Source organism: Paractinoplanes hotanensis (assembly GCF_023717965.1).
GTDB classification, from domain to species: Bacteria; Actinomycetota; Actinomycetes; order Mycobacteriales; family Micromonosporaceae; genus Actinoplanes; species Actinoplanes polyasparticus.
Map to the genome: position 1 here is coordinate 50,466 of NZ_JAMQOL010000021.1, position 21,760 is coordinate 72,225.

Annotated in this window: 21 protein-coding genes; 14 read left to right on the forward strand and 7 right to left on the reverse strand. The window is 69.7% G+C overall.

What is annotated here, in order from left to right; translation table 11 throughout:
• Nucleotides 1-53: 53 nt before the first annotated feature.
• Together LXN57_RS17060 and LXN57_RS17065 are read right to left on the reverse strand one after the other, a co-directional pair.
• Nucleotides 54-659 (reverse strand): dihydrofolate reductase family protein, encoded by a 606-nt coding sequence (locus LXN57_RS17060; RefSeq protein WP_221379864.1) that lies wholly within the window; start codon nt 657-659, stop codon nt 54-56.
• A gap of 64 nt (nt 660-723) precedes the next feature.
• A complete protein-coding gene (locus LXN57_RS17065; RefSeq protein WP_438872885.1) occupies nt 724-2,808 on the reverse strand; it encodes a SpoIIE family protein phosphatase in 2,085 nt (694 codons plus the stop codon).
• Nucleotides 2,809-2,870: 62 nt separating this feature from the next.
• Here LXN57_RS17065 and LXN57_RS17070 point away from each other — a divergent pair, with 62 nt between their 5' ends.
• Both LXN57_RS17070 and LXN57_RS17075 read left to right on the forward strand, forming a co-directional pair.
• The gene (locus LXN57_RS17070; protein ID WP_251799151.1) at nt 2,871-7,277 is read left to right on the forward strand and encodes a HAMP domain-containing protein; all 4,407 of its coding nucleotides are present in this window, start codon (nt 2,871-2,873) and stop codon (nt 7,275-7,277) included.
• A gap of 25 nt (nt 7,278-7,302) precedes the next feature.
• Nucleotides 7,303-7,851, forward strand: coding sequence for a response regulator (locus LXN57_RS17075; protein ID WP_251799152.1), 549 nt, complete (start codon nt 7,303-7,305; stop codon nt 7,849-7,851).
• Here the strand turns inward: LXN57_RS17075 and LXN57_RS17080 are convergent.
• The 3 genes from LXN57_RS17080 to LXN57_RS17090 form a co-directional block, all read right to left on the reverse strand.
• The gene (locus LXN57_RS17080; RefSeq protein ID WP_251799153.1) at nt 7,848-8,195 is read right to left on the reverse strand and encodes a thioredoxin family protein; all 348 of its coding nucleotides are present in this window, start codon (nt 8,193-8,195) and stop codon (nt 7,848-7,850) included. The two genes, LXN57_RS17075 and LXN57_RS17080, sit on opposite strands and share 4 nt — an antisense overlap.
• Nucleotides 8,168-8,557 (reverse strand): MerR family transcriptional regulator, encoded by a 390-nt coding sequence (locus LXN57_RS17085; protein ID WP_251799154.1) that lies wholly within the window; start codon nt 8,555-8,557, stop codon nt 8,168-8,170. Before LXN57_RS17085 ends, LXN57_RS17080 begins: the two co-directional genes overlap by 28 nt.
• Nucleotides 8,558-8,641: 84 nt before the next feature.
• Complete coding sequence (locus tag LXN57_RS17090; protein WP_251799155.1) at nt 8,642-8,968, reverse strand: STAS domain-containing protein; 327 nt, start codon at nt 8,966-8,968, stop codon at nt 8,642-8,644.
• Between the two features lie 146 nt (nt 8,969-9,114).
• Here LXN57_RS17090 and hemL point away from each other — a divergent pair, with 146 nt between their 5' ends.
• From hemL to ccsB, 6 genes are read left to right on the forward strand one after another with little or no spacing between them, the layout of a single operon-like run.
• Nucleotides 9,115-10,461, forward strand: coding sequence for a glutamate-1-semialdehyde 2,1-aminomutase (gene hemL / locus LXN57_RS17095; RefSeq protein WP_221379857.1), 1,347 nt, complete (start codon nt 9,115-9,117; stop codon nt 10,459-10,461).
• Nucleotides 10,462-10,490: 29 nt separating this feature from the next.
• On the forward strand, nt 10,491-11,114 hold the full coding sequence (locus LXN57_RS17100) for a histidine phosphatase family protein (RefSeq protein WP_251799216.1): 624 nt from the start codon (nt 10,491-10,493) through the stop codon (nt 11,112-11,114).
• 2 nt (nt 11,115-11,116) lie between these two features.
• Nucleotides 11,117-11,677, forward strand: a complete 561-nt coding sequence (locus tag LXN57_RS17105) for a TlpA disulfide reductase family protein (RefSeq protein ID WP_221379855.1) — start codon at nt 11,117-11,119, stop codon at nt 11,675-11,677.
• Entirely contained in the window at nt 11,677-12,492 is an 816-nt protein-coding gene (locus tag LXN57_RS17110; RefSeq protein ID WP_251799156.1) for a cytochrome c biogenesis CcdA family protein, read from the forward strand. The genes LXN57_RS17105 and LXN57_RS17110 overlap by 1 nt, the downstream gene beginning before the upstream one ends.
• Nucleotides 12,489-14,111: a cytochrome c biogenesis protein ResB gene (resB, locus tag LXN57_RS17115; protein WP_251799157.1), complete on the forward strand. Its 1,623-nt coding sequence runs from the start codon at nt 12,489-12,491 to the stop codon at nt 14,109-14,111. The genes LXN57_RS17110 and resB overlap by 4 nt, the downstream gene beginning before the upstream one ends.
• On the forward strand, nt 14,111-15,094 hold the full coding sequence (gene ccsB / locus LXN57_RS17120) for a c-type cytochrome biogenesis protein CcsB (protein ID WP_251799158.1): 984 nt from the start codon (nt 14,111-14,113) through the stop codon (nt 15,092-15,094). Before resB ends, ccsB begins: the two co-directional genes overlap by 1 nt.
• Before the next feature lie 3 nt (nt 15,095-15,097).
• Here the strand turns inward: ccsB and LXN57_RS17125 are convergent, their stop codons facing one another.
• Nucleotides 15,098-16,003, reverse strand: coding sequence for a hypothetical protein (locus LXN57_RS17125; RefSeq protein ID WP_251799159.1), 906 nt, complete (start codon nt 16,001-16,003; stop codon nt 15,098-15,100).
• Between the two features lie 115 nt (nt 16,004-16,118).
• Here LXN57_RS17125 and LXN57_RS17130 point away from each other — a divergent pair, with 115 nt between their 5' ends.
• The 5 genes from LXN57_RS17130 to LXN57_RS17150 all read left to right on the forward strand — a co-directional run bounded on the left by LXN57_RS17130 (nt 16,119) and on the right by LXN57_RS17150 (nt 20,815).
• A complete protein-coding gene (locus LXN57_RS17130; protein WP_251799160.1) occupies nt 16,119-17,579 on the forward strand; it encodes a menaquinone biosynthesis decarboxylase in 1,461 nt (486 codons plus the stop codon).
• Complete coding sequence (mqnP, locus tag LXN57_RS17135; protein ID WP_251799161.1) at nt 17,576-18,469, forward strand: menaquinone biosynthesis prenyltransferase MqnP; 894 nt, start codon at nt 17,576-17,578, stop codon at nt 18,467-18,469. The genes LXN57_RS17130 and mqnP overlap by 4 nt, the downstream gene beginning before the upstream one ends.
• Before the next feature lie 31 nt (nt 18,470-18,500).
• Entirely contained in the window at nt 18,501-19,025 is a 525-nt protein-coding gene (locus tag LXN57_RS17140; protein WP_251799162.1) for a SigE family RNA polymerase sigma factor, read from the forward strand.
• Nucleotides 19,026-19,167: 142 nt separating this feature from the next.
• On the forward strand, nt 19,168-20,160 hold the full coding sequence (locus LXN57_RS17145; RefSeq protein ID WP_251799163.1) for a hypothetical protein: 993 nt from the start codon (nt 19,168-19,170) through the stop codon (nt 20,158-20,160).
• Between the two features lie 16 nt (nt 20,161-20,176).
• On the forward strand, nt 20,177-20,815 hold the full coding sequence (locus LXN57_RS17150) for a UbiX family flavin prenyltransferase (RefSeq protein ID WP_251799164.1): 639 nt from the start codon (nt 20,177-20,179) through the stop codon (nt 20,813-20,815).
• Here the strand turns inward: LXN57_RS17150 and LXN57_RS17155 are convergent.
• Nucleotides 20,788-21,063, reverse strand: coding sequence for a BldC family transcriptional regulator (locus LXN57_RS17155; protein ID WP_221379846.1), 276 nt, complete (start codon nt 21,061-21,063; stop codon nt 20,788-20,790). The genes LXN57_RS17150 and LXN57_RS17155 overlap by 28 nt on opposite strands.
• A gap of 213 nt (nt 21,064-21,276) precedes the next feature.
• Here LXN57_RS17155 and LXN57_RS17160 point away from each other — a divergent pair, with 213 nt between their 5' ends.
• Nucleotides 21,277-21,726, forward strand: coding sequence for an Lrp/AsnC family transcriptional regulator (locus tag LXN57_RS17160; protein WP_221379845.1), 450 nt, complete (start codon nt 21,277-21,279; stop codon nt 21,724-21,726).
• The last annotated feature ends 34 nt before the right edge of the window (nt 21,727-21,760 follow it).

The following is a 21,760-nucleotide window of genomic DNA, read 5'->3' on the forward strand; positions in this document are numbered from 1 at the left end:
CTTGGGTGGGCGGGGGAGGCGGTGGCTCACCGGCAAGATCAGGTTCGGCCGGGTCAGTGCAGGACGGCGTAGCGGTGCTCGGCCGCGTGCCGCTCGGGCAGGGGCTCGCTGCCGACGGCGTAGGTGAGGTAGGCGAAGCGGCCGATCTGCGCGGTGCCGGTGAGGGCCAGGTGCTGCGCGGTCAGGTGGCGGGGCAGCAGCGGGGCGCCGCCGCCGAGCACGACCGGCGCGATGCCGAGGATGATCTCGTCGAGCAGGCCCTGGTCGACGAACTGGCCGACCAGGTCGCCCCCGCCGACCAGCCAGACGTTCTTGCCCTTGGCCGCCACCAGCATCGCCTCGTGCACGCGCTTCACGTCGCCGCTGACCATGAAGATGTTGGCGTCCGGCACGAGCGGCAGCTCGCGGTTGGCGAAGACCCAGCACGGGGCGTCGCCGTACAGGTCGTGCCAGTTCTGCGGCTCGGCCAGCACGTTGTCGTTCGCCAGCACCCATTCGTACGTGGTCGCGCCCATGGCGAACGCGCCGACGCCCGCGAAGAAGCCGCCGAAAGGATTCTCGTTGCCCCCGTCGACGTCGAAGAGCCACTCCAGCGAGTTGTTCTCGTCGGCGATATAGCCGTCGATGCTCGTCGCCGTGTAGTACTGCGTTTTCGCCATGACAAACACCATGCCACGAAATAGTCGGGCGAAAGGGGCGAATCGGCGGCTGAAGGGGGAGCTCTCAGGCGTCGTTGCGGAGGACGAGGATCGCGATGTCGTCGCGTGGCTCCTCGACCGAGAAGTTGATCGTGGTAGAGCGCAGCCGGGCCGCCATCACCTCGGCCGGATAGCCGGCCAGCGGGCCCGCGGCGTCGCGCAGCCGGGCTGTGCCGAACAGCTCGCGCCCGCGCCGCCGCTCGGTCACACCGTCGGTGTAGAAGATCAGCGAGTCGCCCGGCTGGAGCTGCACCTCGACGTCGGGCGAGGTGATCGACTCGAGCAGGCCGAGCGCCGTTCCGCCCTCGCCGACGAACGACGTCTTGCCGTCCGCGTGCACCAGAACCGCACGGTCGTGCCCGGCCAGATGCAGGGCGACCGAGAGCACGTTGTCGGGTGAGCGGGTCACCGAGGCCATCGCCAGCGTGCAGTAGCGCCCGCCGCCCCGCTGGACCAGCGTCCGGTTGACCCGGCAGAGGATCTCGGTCATCGGCTTGCCGTCGTCGACCAGGATGCGGATCACGTCACGCACCAGGCCGGTCACCGTGGCCGCCTGCACACCCTTGCCCGACACGTCGCCCACCACGACCAGCCAGGTGTCGTCGCCGGAGGGCACCACGTCGTAGAAGTCGCCGCCGACCTCGGAGCCGGTCGGCACGTACTCGGCGGCGAAGCCGATGCCCTCGACCCGGGGCAGCGCCGGGGGCAGGAGCGAGGCCTGGAGCGTACGCGCGACCTTGTGCCTCTCGTCGTGGATGCGGGCGTTGTCGATGGCCAGGGCGGCGCGACGGGCCACATCTTCCAGCACGGCCACCTCGTCGGCGTCGTGCCGCAGCCGATGGTGACGGCCCACCGCCAGCGTGCCCAGACGGGTGCCCCGGGCGACCAGCGGCACCGCGAAGCCCTCGGTCGGCGCGCCCAGCATCACCTGGGTGCCGAGGCGGGACGCCTCCTCGAGCCGGGTCAGGATCGAGTCGGGCCCGGTCTCGGCCAGGATCTCGTGCAGCTGGGCCAGGGCGCCCTCGTCGGCGTGGGTGGCCGCGGCCAGCTGCAGCCGGCCCCAGGCGTCGGTGGTGTGCACCGCGCACCACTGGCCCAGCCGCGGCACCACCAGCTGCGGGATCAGCGCCATCGTGAGGTTGACGTCGAGCGACTGGGCGAGCAGCTCACTCGCCTCGGCCAGGAACGTCAGCCAGGTCTGCCGGCGCAGGTCGGCCCGGCGCAGGCGGTCGTTCTCGAGGTGCAGCGAGAAGCGCTCGGCGACCAGTGTGGCCAGCGGCTGGGCGTAGCCGACGGGGGACGCGTCGAGTTCGAGGTCACCCGAATAGGGCCGTTGCACGGCGAGCGGCACCCGGATCGTGTCGGCGTCGTCGCGCGGGGCCCGGCCGTAGCGGGCCAGCAGCTGGCGGCCGCCGCCGTCGCCGCGGTCGAGCCGGATCAGCCCGCCGGCGGCGCCGGTCAGCCGGGCCAGTTGGGCGAGCAGGTCGGCCGCGAACTCGGCGACCCCCTCCTCGGACTGGCGCTCGGGCTGCACGTGCAGCAGGGCGGTCAGTGCGCCCAGGCTGGGTGTGCCGCTCTCGGCGGACGTCGCCGGCACCACCGACGAGACCTCGCTGGTCGGTTCGCGCTCGAGGCGGAACCAGACACCCTTGCCCGTACCCTCGTGCACCGTGCCCCAGCGGCGCGCGAAATGGTCGACCAGCAGCAGGCCGCGGCCGCGCTCGGCGACCTCGCCGATGTCGACGGTCTCGTTGCGCGGGCCGACCGCCAGTTGCTCGACCGGGCCGGGCGCGAAGTCGGTGACCGTCACGGTCAGCCCCGTGGCGTCGGAACGCACCTCGATGTCGAGCTCGGTGTTCGCGTGCACCACCGCGTTGGTGGACAGCTCAGTGGTCAGCAGCAGCGCCTCGTTCAGGAGCGTTTCGAGCCCCGACTCCTCGAGCACGGAGCGTACGAGAGCACGCGCCGCCGCTGGTGTGCGCCGGTCGTTGGGCAGCCGGACACGCCGGAGCAGCCCACCCGCCGGGGTGTCCGAGATCGCATCGGTCTCCACTGACACGCATGCATCCTCTCCTGCCGGCGGGCCTGTGCACAAAGTCGTCTCTCGCATTGACCCGGTCGGGCGAGAGAGGATAGGGAGCCCACCAAGGATGGACAGCGAGTGAGGACAGCATGACCGCGGCCAAAGAAGCCAGCGTCGGCATGCCCGACGACACCGCAGTGCTCGGTGAACTCGCCGAGGCCCTGCGGCGCGTTCGCCGTGGCGATCTCAAGGTTCGGCTGCCCCGCCGCAGCGGTTCTCCGGGCGAGGTCGCCGACGCGTTCAACGAGGTGGTCTCACTTCAGGAGCGGCAGAATCTCGACCTGAGACGGATCAGCCGCATCGTCGGCCGCGACGGCCGTCTCACCGAGCGCCTGGACGACGAGGGTCTCGACGGGGCCTGGGCCGACAGCGTCCGCTCGGTGAACGCTCTGATCGACGATCTGGGCCGCCCGACGACGGAGATCTCCCGCGTTATCGTGGCCGTCGCCGAAGGCGACCTGTCGCAGCACATGGCGCTCGAGATGGACGGGCGACCCCTACGGGGTGAATTTCTGCGCATCGGCCGCACCGTCAACACGATGGTCGACCAGCTCTCGTCGTTCGCCGACGAGGTGACCCGGGTGGCCCGCGAGGTGGGCACCGAGGGCGAGCTGGGCGGCCAGGCCGACGTACGCGGAGTGGCCGGCACCTGGAAAGACCTGACCGACTCGGTCAACACGATGGCGTCCAACCTGACCCACCAGGTGAGATCGATCTCACAGGTGGCCACGGCCATGGCCCGGGGTGATCTGTCCCAGAAAATCACGGTTTCCGCGCGTGGTGAGGTGGCCGAGCTCGCCGACACCATGAACGGGGTGACCGACACCCTGCGGCTCTTCGCCGAGCAGGTGACCCGGGTCGCCCGCGAGGTCGGCACCGAGGGCAAGCTGGGCGGCCAGGCCGAGGTGCCCAACGTGGCCGGCACCTGGAAGGACCTCACCGACTCGGTGAACTCGATGGCGTCCAACCTGACGAGTCAGGTGCGCAACATCGCCCAGGTCTCGACGGCGGTGGCCAAGGGTGACCTGTCGCAGAAGATCACGGTGGCCGCGCAGGGCGAGATCCTCGAGCTCAAGGACACGGTCAACACGATGGTCGACCAGCTCTCGTCGTTCGCCGACGAGGTGACCCGGGTGGCCCGCGAGGTGGGCACCGAGGGCCGGCTGGGCGGTCAGGCGCAGGTGCGCGGGGTCTCCGGCACGTGGCGCGACCTCACCGAGAACGTGAACCAGCTCGCCGCCAACCTCACCGACCAGGTGCGCAACATCTCCCAGGTCTCGACGGCGGTGGCCAAGGGTGACCTGTCGCAGAAGATCACGGTTGACGCCCGCGGCGAGATCCTCGAGCTCAAGAGCACGATGAACACGATGGTCGACCAGCTCTCGTCGTTCGCTGACGAGGTGACCCGGGTGGCCCGCGAGGTGGGTTCCGAGGGCAAGCTGGGCGGCCAGGCGCAGGTGCAGGGCGTCTCGGGCACGTGGCGCGACCTCACCGACAACGTGAACTACATGGCCTCCAACCTGACCAGCCAGGTCCGCAACATCGCCAGCGTCACCACGGCGGTGGCCAAGGGTGACCTGTCGCAGAAGATCACGGTTGACGCCCGCGGCGAGATCCTCGAGCTCAAGTCGACGGTCAACACCATGGTCGACCAGCTCTCGTCGTTCGCCGACGAGGTGACCCGGGTGGCCCGCGAGGTGGGTTCCGAGGGCAAGCTGGGCGGCCAGGCGCAGGTGCGCGGCGTGGCCGGCACCTGGCGCGACCTCACCGACAACGTGAACTCGATGGCCTCCAACCTCACCGGCCAGGTGCGCAACATCGCCCAGGTCTCGACGGCGGTGGCCAAGGGTGACCTGTCGCAGAAGATCACGGTCGACGCCCAGGGCGAGATCCTCGAGCTCAAGAACACCGTCAACACCATGGTCGACCAGCTCTCGTCGTTCGCCGACGAGGTGACCCGGGTGGCCCGCGAGGTGGGTTCCGAGGGCAAGCTGGGCGGCCAGGCGCAGGTGCGCGGCGTGGCCGGCACCTGGCGCGACCTCACCGACAACGTGAACTACATGGCATCCAACCTGACGGCCCAGGTGCGCAACATCGCCTCGGTGACCACCGCGGTGGCCAAGGGTGACCTGTCGCAGAAGATCACGGTCGACGCCCGCGGCGAGATCCTCGAGCTCAAGGACACCGTCAACACGATGGTCGACCAGCTCTCCAGCTTCGCCACCGAGGTCACCCGGGTCGGCCGCGAGGTCGGTGTCGAGGGCAAGCTGGGCGGCCAGGCCCAGGTCAAGGGCGTCTCGGGTACGTGGCAGGACCTCACCGACAACGTCAACCAGCTCGCCTCGACGCTGACCATCCAGCTGCGCGCGATCGCCGAGGTGTCCACCGCCGTGACCCGCGGTGACCTGACCCAGAGCATCGCGGTCGAGGCCCAGGGCGAGGTCGCCGAGCTGAAGGACAACATCAACCAGATGATCGTCACGCTCCGCGAGACGACCAAGGCCAACGCCGAGCAGGGCTGGCTCGACTCGAACCTGGCCCGCATCGGCGGCCTGCTGCAGGGGCAGCGTGATCTCGGCGAGGTCTGCCGCATGATCATGACCGAGGTGACCCCGCTGGTCGACGCCCAGCTCGGCGCGTTCTTCCTGGTCGACAACGAGCAGGCGGTCATGCGGCTGCGGCTGGCGGCGTCGTACGGCTACGTCGCCCGCAACCACGAGGTGACCTTCGGCCCGGGCGAGGGGCTGGTCGGCCAGGCTGCCGTCTCACGTCGCACGATCCGGGTCCGGGCCACCCACGACGGCATCCTGACCATGCGTTCCGGGCTGATGTCGATGCCGCCGAACGACCTGGTGGTGCTGCCGGTGCTGTTCGAGGGCGAGATGCTGGGGGTGATCGAGTTCGCCTCGGTGGCCACCTTCTCGGGCCTGCATCTGACGTTCCTCGAGCGGCTGGTCTCCACCATCGGCGTCGCTCTCAACACCATTCAGGCCAACCGGCGTACGGAGGAACTGCTCTCCCAGTCGCAGCGGCTGGCCCGCGAGATGCAGGACCAGTCGGCCGAGCTCCAGCGCACCAACGCCGAACTGGAGGACAAGGCCCAGCTGCTCAGCGAGCAGAAGGCCAACATCGAGACCAAGAACCGCGAGATCGAGCAGGCCCGCCGCGGCCTGGAGGAGAAGGCGCAGCAGCTCAGCCGGGCCAGCGCCTACAAGTCCGAGTTCCTGGCCAACATGAGCCACGAGCTGCGCACCCCGCTCAACTCGCTGCTCCTGCTGGCCCGCCTGCTGGCCGACAACCCCGACACCAACCTGACCGACAAGCAGATCGAGTTCGCCCGCACCATCTTCAGCGCCGGCACCGACCTGCTCTCACTGATCGACGACATCCTCGACCTCGCCAAGATCGAGGCGGGCCGGATGGACGTCGAGCCCGACCAGGTCGACTTCGACGGCGTCCGCAGCTACGTCGAGCAGGCCTTCGCCCCGCAGGCCAACGAGAAGGGCCTGGAGTTCCGGGTCTGGCTCCAGCCGGGGCTGCCCGAGTCGATCCTCACCGACGCCCAGCGGCTCCACCAGATCCTGCGCAACATGCTCTCCAACGCGGTCAAGTTCACCGACACCGGCTCGGTCACGCTGAGCATCTTCGGCGCCCCGCCCGAGACCGACTTCGAGATCCCGGCCCTGGCCGCGGCCCGGCAGGTGATCGCGTTCGCGGTGACCGACACCGGCATCGGCATCAACGACGAGAAGCTGGCGATCATCTTCGAGCCGTTCCAGCAGGCCGACGGCACGACCACCCGCAAGTACGGCGGCACCGGCCTCGGCCTGTCGATCAGCCGCGACCTGGCCGCCCTGCTCGGCGGCACGATCGTGGTCTCGTCCCGGCCCGGCGAGGGCTCGACGTTCACGCTCTACATGCCGGACGCGCTCAGCGCCGAGGCGATCCCGCCGCTGAGCCTGCCCACGCTGCCGTCGACCACGGTGGTCGTGCAGCCGGCGCCGGCGCCGATCGACGTCCCGCTCATGGAGATGCCGGTGCTGCACCAGCGGGCCGAGCTGGAGGGTCACGTGGTGAGCCCGGCGAGCCGCCAGCTCGACGGCGCGACCGTGTTGATCATCGACGACGACGTGCGCAACGTCTTCGCGCTGACCAGCGCGCTCGAGATGCACGGGCTCAACGTTCTGTACTCCGACAACGGGGTGGACGGCGTCCGCCTGCTGGGCGAGCACCCCGAGGTCGACATCGTTCTGATGGACGCGATGATGCCCGACCAGGACGGCTACGAGACCACCCGCGGCATCCGGCGCAACCAGCGCTTCCAGGATCTGCCGGTAGTGTTTCTGACGGCGAAGGCCATGCCCGGCGACCGGGAGTCGGCCCTCGCGGCCGGCGCCAGCGACTACATCACCAAGCCCGTCGACCTCGACGAGCTGATCGAACTGATGGCCCGTTGGGTGAACGCCGACAAGACGACGGAGCCGGACCGGGGCTGAGCGGAGCCCACGGAGAGGATGGGGTGTGGCCGAGCGCGCGAAGGCCCTGCTGGTCGACGACCGCAAGGACAACCTGCTGGCCCTGGAGGCGATCCTTCAGGGCCTGCCGGTGACCGCGGTCGCCGTCGAGAGCGGCGAGGCCGCGCTGAAGCAGTTGCTCACCGACGACTTCGCGGTGATCCTGCTCGACGCGCAGATGCCCAACATGGACGGCTTCGAGACGGCCGGCCACATCAAGCGGCGGGAACGCACCCGGCACGTGCCGATCCTGTTCCTCACCGCCGCCGACCGCGACGCCCAGCTCGCTCTGCGGGGCTACGCGGTCGGCGCGGTGGACTACCTCACCAAGCCGTTCGACCCGTGGGTCCTGCGGGCCAAGGTCTCCATCTTCGTCGACCTCTGGAACAAGACCCAGCTGCTCAAGTCCCAGGCCGAGGCGAGCCGCGAGCGTGAGGCGCAGTGGCAGCGGCTCACCGACACGGTCGACGAGGCGGCCCGGGCGCTGCGCGGCGGCGGCGACGAGGCCGCCGCCGAGGCGCTGGCCCTGCTGGAAAAGGCCCGCTGGGGAAGTTAGACGTTCGCGTACGGTGTGAGGACGCTCGTCAGGAGTGGCCGGAGCACCGACTTCGGCCGCGCGCCGGCCAGTCGTTGCGTCACCACGCCGTTTTGGAAGATCAGCAGCGTCGGCAACGACATGATCCCGTGCGCCCGGGCGGTCTCCGGGTTCTCGTCGGCGTTCAGCGCGGTGATCACCAGCCGGCCGGCGAACTCCGGCTGAAGCTCGGCCAGCGTGCGGGCCATGGGTCCGCAGGGCGGGCACCACTCGGCCCACACGTCGACGGCGACCGGAACATCGGCCTCGGCGAGGAAAGAGCCGATGGTGGCATCGGTCAGGGCTGGCAGGTCTGGGTGTGACATGGCGACTCCCGGTGTGCGACGGCCTCGTCCAACTGGGCGCGCAACTGCTGCCGGAGGTCGGTGAGCTGCCCGATGAAGCCGTCCACTTCGGCCAGCTTGCGGCGCAGTACCAGCACCGAGTCGGGACAGACGTGGCCCGCCTCGTTCCCGGCTCGCAGGCACGCGACGAAGGGGCGGATGTCCTCCAGGCCGAACCCGGCCGCGAGCAGCGACCGGATCTCGTGCACCACGCGCAGCTCGGCGTCCTCGTACTGGCGGTAGCCGTTGGCGTCCCGTTCGGCCCGCACGAGTCCGTGCTGTTCGTAGTAGCGCAGGGCCCGCGTGCTCGTTCCGGCCCGCGTCGCCAGCTCCCCGATCAACATCCCGGTTGTCCCCTCGTCGTCACCCGACGCTAGACATTGACACCGGCGTCAAGGCAACCCCCAGGGAATCCCTCCGGGAATGCCTCAGGCCGTGCTGCTGATCATGAGGGCGCTGCGGAGACCGGTGATATCGAGCACTCGCAGCAGGAAGTCGCCCACGTTCGCGAGCGCCAGGACAGAACGGGCATGTTGGGCCTTGCGGCTGAGCACCACGAGCGTGCCGAGCCCCTGGGAATCGCAGAAGGTCACGCCGGCCATGTCGAGCACGATGCGGGCCGGCGGCTCGGCCAATGTCTCGTTGACCAGGGTCGACAGGTTCGTGACCGTGAGCACGTCGATTTCCCCGGCGAGGTGGAAGATGACCTCGTCGGGTGCGCGCTCAACCGTGATCGACAGCTCGGGTCGTTCCACCGGGCCAGCCTATCGCCTGCACGCCTGTTCGGCCTGTTGGGCGCGAGCGTATCGGGGCGTTCCCGACATCGGGGCCGGACGCTTTCGGTCATCCTCGGGTGATGTGAGGAACCCTCTTGAGATTCTTGCCGGACCGCGCTGACACAATGGGAGCCGCTGTGACCACCTCATACCGCCCCGAGGGCCTCCCCTACCCGGAGGACGCCCCGGCATCCCAGGCCCTTTTCGACCGCGCCCAGGCAGTTGTGCCCGGCGGGGTCAATTCACCCGTGCGTGCGTTCCGAGCGGTCGGTGGCACGCCCCGCTTCATGGCCCACGGCGCCGGTCCGTGGCTCACCGACGCGGACGGCCGGCGCTACGTCGACCTGGTCTGCTCGTGGGGCCCGCTCATCCACGGCCACGCCCACCCCGAGGTCATCGCGGCGATCCAGGCGGCCGCGGCCCGGGGCACCAGCTTCGGCACCCCCACGGTGGGCGAGGTCGACCTGGCCGAAGAGATCGTCCGGCGCACGCCGGTCGACGAGGTCCGCCTGGTCAACTCGGGCACCGAGGCGACCATGTCGGCCATCCGTCTCGCCCGTGGGTTCACCGGCCGCACCAAGATCGTGAAGTTTGCCGGCTGCTACCACGGCCACGTCGACGCGCTGCTGGCCGCGGCCGGCTCCGGCGTCGCCACGCTCGGCCTGCCCGATTCGCCCGGTGTCACCGGCGCCGCGGCGAGCGAGACGATCGTTCTGCCCTACAACGACGTCGCCGCCGTCGAAGAGGCGTTCCGCCAGGACGGCGCCGAGATCGCCGCCGTCATCACCGAGGCCGCGGCCGGCAACATGGGCGTGATCGCCCCGCGCGACGGTTTCAACCAGCGGCTGGCCGAGATCGCGCACGCGGCCGGCGCCCTGCTGATCGTCGACGAGGTGATGACCGGCTTCCGCGTCTCGGCCGGTGGCTGGGCCGGGCTCGACCCGGTCGACGCCGACCTGTTCACCTTCGGCAAGGTGATGGGTGGCGGCCTGCCCGCGGCGGCGTTCGGCGGCCGTCGCGCGATCATGTCGCGGCTCGCCCCGGCCGGCCCGGTCTATCAGGCCGGCACCCTGTCCGGCAATCCGCTGGCCTGCGCGGCCGGGCTGGCCTCGCTCCGGCTGGCCGACGACGCGGTCTACAAGCGGCTCGACGAGCTGTCCGCGACCGTGGGTGCCCTCGCTGCCGACGCCCTGACCACGGCCGGGGTGCCGCACCGGCTCGCGTACGCGGGAAACATGTTCTCGATCTTCTTCACGGCGACCGAGGTGGTCGACTACGAGTCGGCCAAGACCCAGGACGCGGGCGCGTTCAAGGCCTTCTTCCACGAGATGCTGGCGCGCGGCGTCTATCTGCCGCCGAGCGCCTTCGAGTCCTGGTTCGTCTCGACCGCGATCGACGAGGAAGCGCTGGAACAGATCGCGTCGGCGTTGCCCCATGCGGCACGCGCTGCCGCGGCGGGGGGAGCACAGTGAGCGAACCGACGAGGACCACCGTCCACGTGATGCGGCACGGCGAGGTCTTCAACCCCAACAAGGTGCTGTACGGGCGGCTGCCCGACTTCCACCTGTCCGAGTTGGGCAAGCAGATGGCGGTGGCCGCGGCCGAGTCCCTGGCCAAGCGCGACATCACGCACGTGGTGGCCAGCCCGCTCGACCGTGCGCAAGAGACCGCCGTGCCGATCGCGGCCGAGTTCGACCTCGAGATCGCCAGTGACAGCCGGCTGATCGAGAGCTCCAACTACTTCGAGGGCAAGAAGGTCTCGGTCGGCGACGGCGCGCTGACCAACCCGCGCCACTGGTGGGTGCTGCGCGACCCGATCACCCCCTCGTGGGGCGAGGCCTACCTGGTCATCGCCCAGCGCATGTTCGCGGCGGTGCAGGCCGCGCGGGTGGCCGCCGAGGGGCACGAGGCGGTCTGCGTCTCGCACCAGCTTCCGATCTGGACGCTGCGGCGCTATATAGAGAAGAAGCGTCTGTGGCACGACCCGCGCCGTCGTCAGTGCGGGCTGGCCAGCATCACCTCGTTCCGCTTCGAAGACTCGAAGGTCGTCGGCATCGACTACGCCGAGCCCGCCGCCCACCTGGTGGCCCTCTCCGCGACAGCCAAGACCGCCAAGGGAGCTTGACCATGCGCCGCCTCGCCGCAGTCCTGGCCACCGCCGCCGTCACGGCCGGTGTCCTCGCCGGATGCGGAGGGGACGACGGCAACTGGGCCAAGAAGTGCACCACCACCGACGGTGTGGTCGAGTGCGCGCCCGACAAGCGGCCCGCGGTCGAACCGATCACCGGGGAACTGCTCGACGGCACGGCGTACGACATGGCCCAGCAGAAGGGCAAGGTCGTCGTCGTCAACTTCTGGGGCTCCTGGTGCGCGCCCTGCCGGGCCGAGGCCGACGACCTCGAGAACACCTATCAGGCCACGAAGGACAAGGGCGTCAGCTTCATCGGCGTCAACTCGCGCGACGACCGGGATGCGGCCCGCGAGTTCGAGCGCGGCCGGGTCACCTACCCGAGCCTCTACGACTTCCCGGGCCAGGTCGGCATCCAGTTCGACGTGACCAACGTCAGCATGCCGGCCACGTTGATCATCGACCGGCAGGGCCGGATCGCGGTCGCGCTGCGTCAGGCGACGACCGAAGCCCAGCTCAAGCCGCTGGTCGAGAAGGTCGCGGCCGAGGGGCAGGGCTGATGGCCGAGACCTTCGCCGACATCGCCAGCGGTGGTCCGCTGCTGCTGGCGATCGCCGTGGCCGCGCTGGCCGGGCTGGTCAGCATCCTGTCGCCGTGCGTCCTGCCGCTGCTGCCCGGCTACCTCTCGTACGTCACCGGACTGGCCGGCTCCGACCTGGACGACTCCCGGGCCGCCTCGTCCGCCGCCGAGCCGGACGGCGGTGGGGTCGCCACCCTGACCCGGCCCCGCAAAAGCCACCGGGGGCGGGTGCTGGCCGGCACCAGCCTCTTCGTGCTCGGGTTCGCCGTCGTCTTCACCCTGCTGGCCACCCTGGTCGCCAACCTGGGCTTCCTGCTGCGTCACCAGGATGCGCTCAACATCGGGCTGGGCGTGCTGATCATCGTGCTGGGCCTGGGCTACCTGGGCTGGATCCCCGGCCTGCAGCGCGAGGCCCGGGTCACCAAGCTGCCCACGGCCGGCCTGCTGGGCGCGCCCGTCTTCGGCGCGATCTTCGCCTTCTCGTGGCTGCCGTGCACCGGTCCCACCCTGGCGGCGGTGCTGGCCCTGGCCACCACCAGCGGGGAGACCGACCGGGCGGTCGTGCTCGCCCTCGCGTACAGCCTGGGCCTGGGTCTTCCGTTCATCGCCTTCGGCCTCTTCTTCCGCAAGCTGCTCGGGGTCTTCCGGGTGATCCGCCGCAACAGCCGCTGGGTCACCCGGATCGGCGGCGTGCTGCTGATCCTGGTCGGCATCACGCTGGTCACCGGCGGGTGGAACCACTTCCTGGTGTGGCTCAAGGTGACCTTCGACTTCGGCGCCGGGACCCTGCTGTGACCGTCGTCGAGGAACGCCCGGCGCCGTCGGCCGCGCCTCCGCCGCGCCGCACCAACCGGCTGTGGGCCCTGCTGCGCAACTCGTGGCGGCAGCTGACCTCGATGCGTACGGCCTTGGTCCTGCTCTTCCTGCTGGCGATCGCGGCCATCCCGGGCTCGGTGTTCCCGCAGCGGGGGGTCAACGCCGAACGGGTCACGCAGTACTACCAGCAGCATCCCGATCTGGCGCCCGTGCTCGAACGGCTGGGCGGCTTCGAGGTGTACGCCTCGCCCTGGTTCGCCTCGATCTACCTGCTGCTCTTCACGTCGCTGATCGGCTGTGTCGTGCCCCGGCTGATCGACCACGTGCGCGCGCTGCGGATTGCCCCGCCCGACGCCCCGAAGCGCCTGGAACGCCTGCCTGAGCACGCCGAGGATCTGGCCAGGGCGGACGCGCCGGCCGAGGTCGCTCGCAGCCTCGCCACCGGCCTGCGCCGCCGCCGGTTCCGGACGAAGGTGCGGGAGCACGAGAACGGCGTCTGGACGGTCTCGGCCGAGAAGGGCTTCCTGAAGGAGACCGGCAATCTGCTCTTCCACTTCTCGCTGCTCGCGGTGCTGATCGGGGTCGGGTTCGGGCACTGGTACGGCTGGCACGCCAACCGGCTGCTCGTCGGCGGCCTCGACCAAGGCTTCTGCAACACGCTCACGCAGTACGACGACTCGACGCTCGGCCCGCGAGTGCACCCGGCCGACCTGCCGAACTTCTGCCTGCGGCTGACCGACTTCGACGCCACCTTCCAGAGCACCGGTCAGCCCAAGACGTTCCTGGCCACCGTGCAGCTCACGCAGGACAACGGCCCCGCCGAGACCCGCAAATTCACGGTCAACGACCCGTTGCGGCTCGGCGACGCCAACGTCTACCTGCTCGGTCACGGCTACGCCCCGGTCCTGAAGTTCACCGACCGCTACGGCGTCGCGCAGACCAAGGTCGTGCCGTTCCTGCCGATCGACGGCATGCAGACGAGCGAGGGCGTCGCCCAGTTCCCCGACGTCAACATCGACCCCAAGACCGACAAGCGGGACCCCACGCTGCAGATGGGCTTCGAGGGGCGTTACCTGCCGACCTCGCCCACCGACGGCAGCGCGACCTCGGCCTTCCCGGCCGAGAACAACCCGATGCTCTACCTGACCGCCTACCGCGGCGACCTCGGCCTCGACGTCGGCACGCCGGGCTCGGTGTACTCGCTCGACCAGGGTCAACTCGCCACCGGCGAGCTCAAGAACGTCAGCGGCGCCCGCCCGCACGCGCTCAAGCTCGGCGACACCTGGACGCTGGACGACGGCACCAAGCTCGAGTTCGTCGGCACGCGGGAATTCGCGACGCTGTCCATCCGGCACGACCCGACCCAGGGGCTGCTGCTCTTCGGCGCCGTGGTCGGGCTGCTCGGCCTGATGCTCTCGCTGGCCGGCCACCGGCGCCGGGTGTGGTTCCGGGTGCGGCCCGATGCCGACCTGCCGGGTCCGGCCGTGGCCGGCGGCGGTAGCGTGGTGACGGCCGGTGGCCTGCCGCGCACCGACTATCCGGGTTTCCCGGAGGAATTCAAGGCTCTGGTGAAGGCCGCCGAGGAAGGGACGCCCTGATGGCGGAGTTGTCGAATCAGTTGATGGCGGCAGCCGTCCTCGCGTATCTGTTCGCGATGGTCTGCTACGCCGGGGAGTACGCGTTCGGCAAGCGCAGCCGCGTCGGCCGCGCTGCCATCCGGCCGGTCGAGGCGAAGCAGCTCGTCGGCGCGGGCGGTCCGGTGGCTGCCGATCCCCCCACGGTCGCCGACGACGCTCCGGTTCAGCCGGCCCGGCGCGACCGTGGCGAGCTGATCGGGCGCATCGCCGTCGGCATCAACGTCGTCGCCGTGCTGCTGCACCTCGGTGGTCTGGTCACGCGCGGCGTCGCGGCCGACCGCATGCCGTGGGGCAACATGTACGAGTACATCCTGTCGACCACGTTCATCGCGTCGGCGGTGTGGATCGGCGTCGTGCTGGCCCGCCCGGCCGTGCGGCACCTGGGGTTGTTCGCCTCGCTCGCGCTGGTGGTCATGCTCGGCGCGGCCACGATGATCGCGTACACCCCGGTCGGCCCGCTGGTCCCGGCGCTCAACTCGTACTGGTTCATCATCCACGTGTCGACGATCATCATCGGCTCCGGCATCTTCCTGATCGGCGCCGTGCCGGCCGTGATGTACCTGATCCGCAACGGGTACGAAGAGGGCAGGCGCACGTTCCCGTACACGCTCGGCAGGCACGTCCCGGCCGCCGTGTCGCTCGAGCGGCTCACCTTCCGCCTGCACGCCTTCGCCTTCCCGCTGTTCACGTTCGGTGCCCTGATCGCGGGGCCGATCTGGGCCGAGGCGTCCTGGGGCCGCTACTGGGGCTGGGACCCGAAAGAGGTCTGGGCGTTCATCTCGTGGGTCGTCTACGCCGGTTACCTGCACGCCCGGGCCACACCCAGCGTCAAGCGCACGGTGGCGACCTGGATCGCGCTGCTCGGCTTCCTGACCATGCTGATGAACCTGTTCGGCGTCAACCTGTTCTTCGAGGGCCTGCACTCGTACGCCAATGCGGGCTGAGCACTAGCGGCCGCAATCGCCGGCCGTCCATGTGTCGTAGCGGGTCAGCCAGTCCAGGCAGAAGCCGCCGTTGAGCCGGCGCTGGGCGGGGTCCGTGCCGGTCAGCGTGGGCACGTCCTCGCGCCACAGACGGGGCTCCGTGCCGTCGGCCGGGCGCAGCCGCACGTTGTCCACCATCACGGGCGGCACGTCGATCAGGCCCGGCTTGCCCGAGTCGACGTGCACCTCGACGTACTGCTCGATGGTCGCGGTGCGGCCGAAGGGCAGCAACTGGGCGGTGAGCAGGTTCCACCGGTCGCCCCACCACAACCAGGCGCTCCACGTGCCGCCGGGGTCCGAGTGCAGGTCCAGCCAGAGCTTGTCGCCCGGCCGCAGCGTGTACTGGCTGTAGAACTGCCACGTCTTGGTGTTGGTGTTGAACGTGTAGATCTGCTGACGGCCCGGCCCGGCCCAGCCCGTCTCGGCCCAGCCGGCCTCCAGCCACGCGATGTTGCCGCGGCCCAGGTTCCGCTTGACCATGAAACGGCCGGCCACGAAGTCGTACGAACGGGGGCGCACCGAGCCGTCCACCACCGACATGCGGCCGGACACCCCGGCCCACTCGCCGCCCGTGTTGGCGCCCAGGTGGTGGTAGCCGCTCGGTGTGAAACCGGTCTGGCCGCGGCGGGCCAGGCGGACCCCCGACTCGAGAATGTGACCTGCGGCACGACACGCGCCCGGGGCGGCCGGGCCGGCCGGGCCGGCAGGCGCCCGCTTCGAGGCCCGAGCGGCCGGGCAGACCGGCAGCTGTTTGGCTTGGACCGCCCTCGGAGAACGATCTGGACCTGCGGAAACGGCGGGGTTCGGACCCACCGGGGCGGCGGCCAGGGCGGCCATCGCGCACCACAGCGCCACTTTGCGGACCTTCACCTGCACCTCGCCGGAACGTCGCGAACAATCGTCCACTCAACGCGAATCGGACAGCGTGAGTGACGGTGATCGCCCGGGCGCGGAACTGTCGGAGGAGTGCGCGAGACTGGTTGTCATGGCGCCTCGTGGATTTCCCTATCAAGATCTCCAGAGCTTCCTCACCGCCCTCGAGGCGGCCGGTGAGCTGCGACGGGTGACCGTCCCGGTCGACCCGACGCTGGAGGTCAGCGAGGTGGTGACCCGCACCGTGCGTGCCGGCGGCCCGGCTCTGCTGTTCGAGCGGCCCACCCGGGGCTCGATGCCCCTGGCGATCAACCTCTTCGGCACCGAGAAGCGGATGGCCATGGCCCTGGGGGTCGAAAATCTCGACGAGGTGGGCGACCGCATCGGGGGGATGATCAAGCCGGAGCTTCCGGTCGGCTGGTCCGGCATTCGCGAGGGAATCGGCAAGGTGCTCCAGCTCAAGTCGCTGCCGCCCCGCAAGGTGAAGACCGCCCCCTGCCAAGAGGTGGTGCTCAAGGGCGACGAGGTCGATCTCGGCCTGCTGCCCGGCCTGCAGATCTGGCCCGGCGACGGCGGCATCTTCCACAACTTCGGGCTCACCCACACCAAGCACCCCGAAACCGGCAAGCGCAACCTCGGCCTCTATCGCCTGCAGCAGCACTCGAAGAACACGCTCGGCATGCACTGGCAGATCCACAAGGATTCGACCGCCCACCACGCGGTGGCCGAGCGGCTCGGCCAGCGCCTGCCGGTGGCGATCGCGATCGGGTGCGACCCGGTGGTCAGCTATTCCGCGAGCGCCCCGCTGCCCTCCGACATCGACGAATACCTGTTCGCGGGCTTCCTGCGCGGCGAGCGGGTCGAGATGGTCGACTGCGTGACGGTCCCGTTGCAGGTGCCGGCCGAGGCCCAGATCATCCTCGAGGGTTATCTCGAGCCCGGCGAGCGCCTGCCCGAGGGCCCGTTCGGCGATCACACCGGCTTCTACACCCCGGTCGAGCCGTTCCCGGTGCTGCACATCGAATGCATGACCATGCGGAAGAAGCCGATTTACCACTCGATCATCACGTCGAAGCCGCCGCAGGAAGACCACGGCCTCGGCAAGGCCACCGAGCGCATCTTCCGGCCGCTGCTCAAGATGATGATCCCCGACATCGTCGACTACGACCTGCCGTCGGCTGGCGTCTTCCACAACTGCGCGATCGTCTCGATCCGCAAGCGGTACCCCAAGCACGCGCAGAAGGTCATGAACGCGATCTGGGGCGCCCACTCGATGGCCTTCACCAAGCTGATCGTGATCGTCGACGAGGACTGCAACGTCCACGACTACAACGAGGTCGCCTTCCGCGCGCTCGGCAACGTCGACTACAGCCGCGACCTGCTGCTCACCGAGGGTCCCGTCGACCACCTCGACCACGCCTCCTACCAGCAGTTCTGGGGTGGCAAGGCGGGCATCGACGCCACCCGTAAGCTGCCTTCCGAGGGCTACTCACGAGGCTGGCCCGAAGAGATGGCGATGTCCCCCGAGGTGATCAGCCTGGTGGAGAAGCGCTGGAAGGAGTACGGCATATGACGGCGGTCGCGGTTCCCGAGAAACCGGGCAAGGTCAAGGCGTTCCTGCGTCTGGTCGCCATCGAGCACTCGGTCTTCGCGCTGCCGTTCGCGTATCTCTCCGCCGCCGTCGCGCTCGACCGGCTCGACTCGGGCGTCCACTGGGTCGACCTGCTGCTGATCACCGTCGCCATGGTGTCCGGCCGCACCTTCGCCATGGCCGCCAACCGCATCCTCGACCGCAAGATCGACGCGCTCAACCCGCGTACGCGGAACCGCGAGCTCGTCACCGGCGCGGTCTCGCTGCGGACGGCCTGGACGGGCGCCGTCGTCTCGCTGGTCGTCATGGCGCTCGCGGCCGGCCTGCTCAACTGGCTGTGCCTGGTGCTGTTCCCGCTCGCCGTGATCCCGCTGGTCGTCTACCCGTACGCCAAGAGGTTCACCAACTTCCCGCACTACGTGCTGGCGCTGGCCCAGGCCGTCGCGCCCGTCGGCGCCTGGCTGGGGATCACCGGCACGTTCGACGGCTCCGGCCCGGCCTGGCTGCTGGGCCTCGCCGTGGGCTTGTGGATCGGCGGCTTCGACATCATCTACGCCTGCCAGGACGTCGAGGTCGACCGGCAGATCGGCGTGCACTCCACCCCGGCCCGGTTCGGGGTGCGCACGGCGCTGCACATCTCCACGGTGACCCATGTGGTGACGTTCGCGCTGTTCGTCTGGTTCGGCCAGGTCGTCGGCCTCGGCTGGCTGTGGTGGATCGGCCTGGCCCTCACGGCAGCCGCCTTCGTTTACCAGCACATCGTGGTGACCCCGACCGACCTGTCGAAGGTCAACCGGGCCTTCTTCACGGCCAACGGCTTCGTCGGCATCGCGCTGTTCCTGTTCGCGCTGCTCGATCTGCTCTTGCTGTAACCGTTCGCGCGGCGATTTCCGTCTAACCCCCGTGAGCGACAAAGAGGCCGAGTTCCGCGAGTTCGTCGGCGGCCAGATGGAGGCGCTGCGGGGGCTCGCCTACCTGACGTGCGGCGACTGGCACACGGCCGAGGACGCGGTGCTCGGGGCGTTGGCCCGGCTCTATGTGAAGTGGGGCCGGGTCGAGAACCCGCAGGCGTACGCCCGAAGCGCCGTCGTGCGAGCGGCGATCGACGAGACGCGAAGACCGTGGTGGCGCCGCGAGCAGTCGCATGGCGACGCGCTGCCCGAGGTGGTGGCGCCCGACGAGACCCTGAACATCGACGACCGGGTGCATCTGCGGCAGGCGTTGCTGCAGGTGCCGGCGAAACATCGAGCGGTGCTGGTGCTGCGCTTCCTGGAAGGGCTCAGCGTGCCGCAGACGGCGGCGGCGCTGCGCTGCCCCGAGGGCACGGTCAAGGCGTACACGTCCCGCGGCCTCGACACCCTGCGGCGGATCCTCGGCGCCGACCTGAGCATCGACGAGCGCGTGGAGGCCCGTCATGAAGCTGTCTGACCTGTTGAATACTGCCCGTGAAGAGGCGCCGGCCGCGCGCTACACCGTCGACGACGTAGTCACGGCGGGCCGCCGACGCAAACGGCGACGGAACACCGGCTGGGCCATCGCGGCCCTGCTCGCCGTCTTCGCGGCGATCGGGGTGCCGCAACTGGTCGCCCGGCCGTCGGTTCCGCCGGCCGTTGCGCCGAAGGCCGGGCCGTTCGATCTTCGCTTCTCGGCCTATACGAGCGGAGACCTCCGCGTCGGTGACCCGGAGTGGGTGAGCCCGGTGAGCCAGACGGCGTCGATCGGCCGGGCGGTGGCGCCCGGCGAATACCGATCCGTCGGCAAGATCATCATCTATCGAGCCGGATATTTCCCGATGAATCTGTGGACGCAAACGGGCGGCGATCCGATCGAGCCGATCAACGGTCGCGAGGCGTCGCTCTTCACGTTGCCCAGCAATATCACGCCCACGGTGGCGGCCGACAGCCTGCTGTTCTGGAGGTACGCCGACGATTCGGTGGGCGTTCTCGCGTCGTTCCGTAAGCGTCTCACACGGGCCGAGATGGTGCGGGTCGCCTCCGCCTTCCGCTTGACGGCGCCGCGACCGGTCCGCCTCCCCTTCTCCGTCTCGTTCGTGCCCCCCGGCCTGCGACTGGTGGCGGTCGAGGTCAGTCGGGCGAAAACCGCGACGGCGTTGCTGATGCCTGAGGCGACGGACGGATACGAGTTCACTGCGCTCTACGAGCAAGCGAAGTTTGTCAGCGAATGGTCCGAGCCCGGCCCCGGCTCGAAGGAGCCAGTCGACTCGTCCGTTCCCCGGGCCGCCCCCGGCAACGCTCCGGCCCCGACGGGCAGCATCGTCATCGGCGTCCAGCTGAGCTTTGTGCCCGGCACCGGGCCCACGCCGAAGTGCGAACCCTTCCCTCGGCAGACCAGCGTGACGGCGTGCCGGATCGCGCCCGACGACACGAGCTACGTGGTGACCCTGGGCGGAGGGGACGTGCCGCTGGACTACACGAAGCGGGTGGGCCGGGAGGTACAAGTGGTGGGCCGGGGGATACCCGCTATGAGGCCTGCCGAGAATCCCGAGACGTGGCCGACTGTGCGGGAGGCCTTTCCCACTTCAGCCCAGGTAATGCGGGACTAGCGGGCACACTTGGGGTATGCGTGAACCATGGGTCGTGGGGGTCTCCGGGGCTTCGGGGACGCCCTACGCCCGGGCTGTGCTGTCAGCCCTGCTCGACGCGGGGGAGTCGGTCGATCTCGTCATCTCGAAGGCGGCCCGGCTGACGATTCTCGACGAGACCGGGTCCACCGTGCGGGACGCGCATTGGAAGGACGACGTCGGCCGATGGCTCGGGCGCGACCTGGGCGACCTGTCCTACTGGGCCGCCGGCGACCTGGCCGCCGGGCCCAGCAGTGGGTCGTACCCGGCCAAGGGCATGATCGTGGTGCCGGCCAGCACGGCCGCGTGCGCGGGCATCGCGATCGGTCTCTCGAAGGACCTGTTGCAGCGGGCGGCCGAGGTGAACCTCAAGGAACGTCGACGCACAGTGATCGTTCCGCGCGAGACTCCCGTGACGCGCAGTCACCTCGAGCACTTGATCGCGCTGCACGACGCCGGGGCGGTCGTTCTGCCTGCGAGCCCGGGCTTCTATGGCGCCGGGGCGCAGGCCACCGCACAACAGTTGGTCGACTTCGTAGCGGGCAAAGCGCTGGACGCTCTGGGCGTACCCCACACGCTCCTGACCCGGTGGAAGGGTGAATTGAATGCTCAGCGCAACCCGTTGGGCGGTCCGTAACCCAGGCCCGGATTGCTCGGGCCGGCATTACGGGGGCGATTGGCAGCGTCGTCCTCGCGCATTTCCTCGACCACGCCGTCGCCTTCCAGCAACGCGCGGACCTCGGATTCACGGAATCGGCGGTGACCGCCGGGAGTACGAATGCTGCCGATGCGCCCGGCGGCGGCCCAGCGGGTCACCGTTTTCGGGTCGACGCGGAACAGCGCGGCCACCTCGCCTGGTGTGAGCAAGCGATCTCCAGTGTCCACAGCCCCCTCCTCGCGTCGGTCTTTTGGAGCGGCCGTGATCACGGTGAGTGTCGGCGTGCTCGATCGGGACGTAAAGCCATTAGAGCATTGCCCCGGAACCGAGTCCCTGGAATGCGGAAAAAGCCCTAATTGCGACAGTGATCGTTATCCTGCCGCCGTTTACGCTGCTACCGGGCGTGAGTGACGAACTGCCACCCGATTAGGGTCTTCGCCATGGACTCCATCGACCTCCGCCTGATCGAGCTGCTACGGGAGAACGCCCGCTCGTCGTACGCCGAGCTCGCGCGCAAGGTGGGGCTGTCCGCGCCGGCCGTGCACGAGCGGGTCGGCAAGCTCGAGGCGGCCGGCACGATCCAGGGCTACCGGGCCGAGGTCGACCACGAGGCGCTGGGCCTGGGCGTCACCGCGCTGATCGGCATCATCGAGGACTCCGGCGCCGACACCGACGACGTGCTGGCCGCCCTGCGAGCGATGCCCGAGGTCGAGAGCTGCTATTTCATGGCCGGTGTGGAGTCGTACCAGCTGACCGTGCGGGTCGGCACGATAGCCGAGCTCGAGCAGCTCATCGTGCGGATCAACCGCACGCCCGGGGTGGCTTCCACGCGTACGGCCATCGCGCTCTCGACCAAGTGGGAGAACCGGCCCCAGCCCCACCTCGGCTGAACAACCCCGCGCGGCCCCCTCAGCGGGCGCCTGC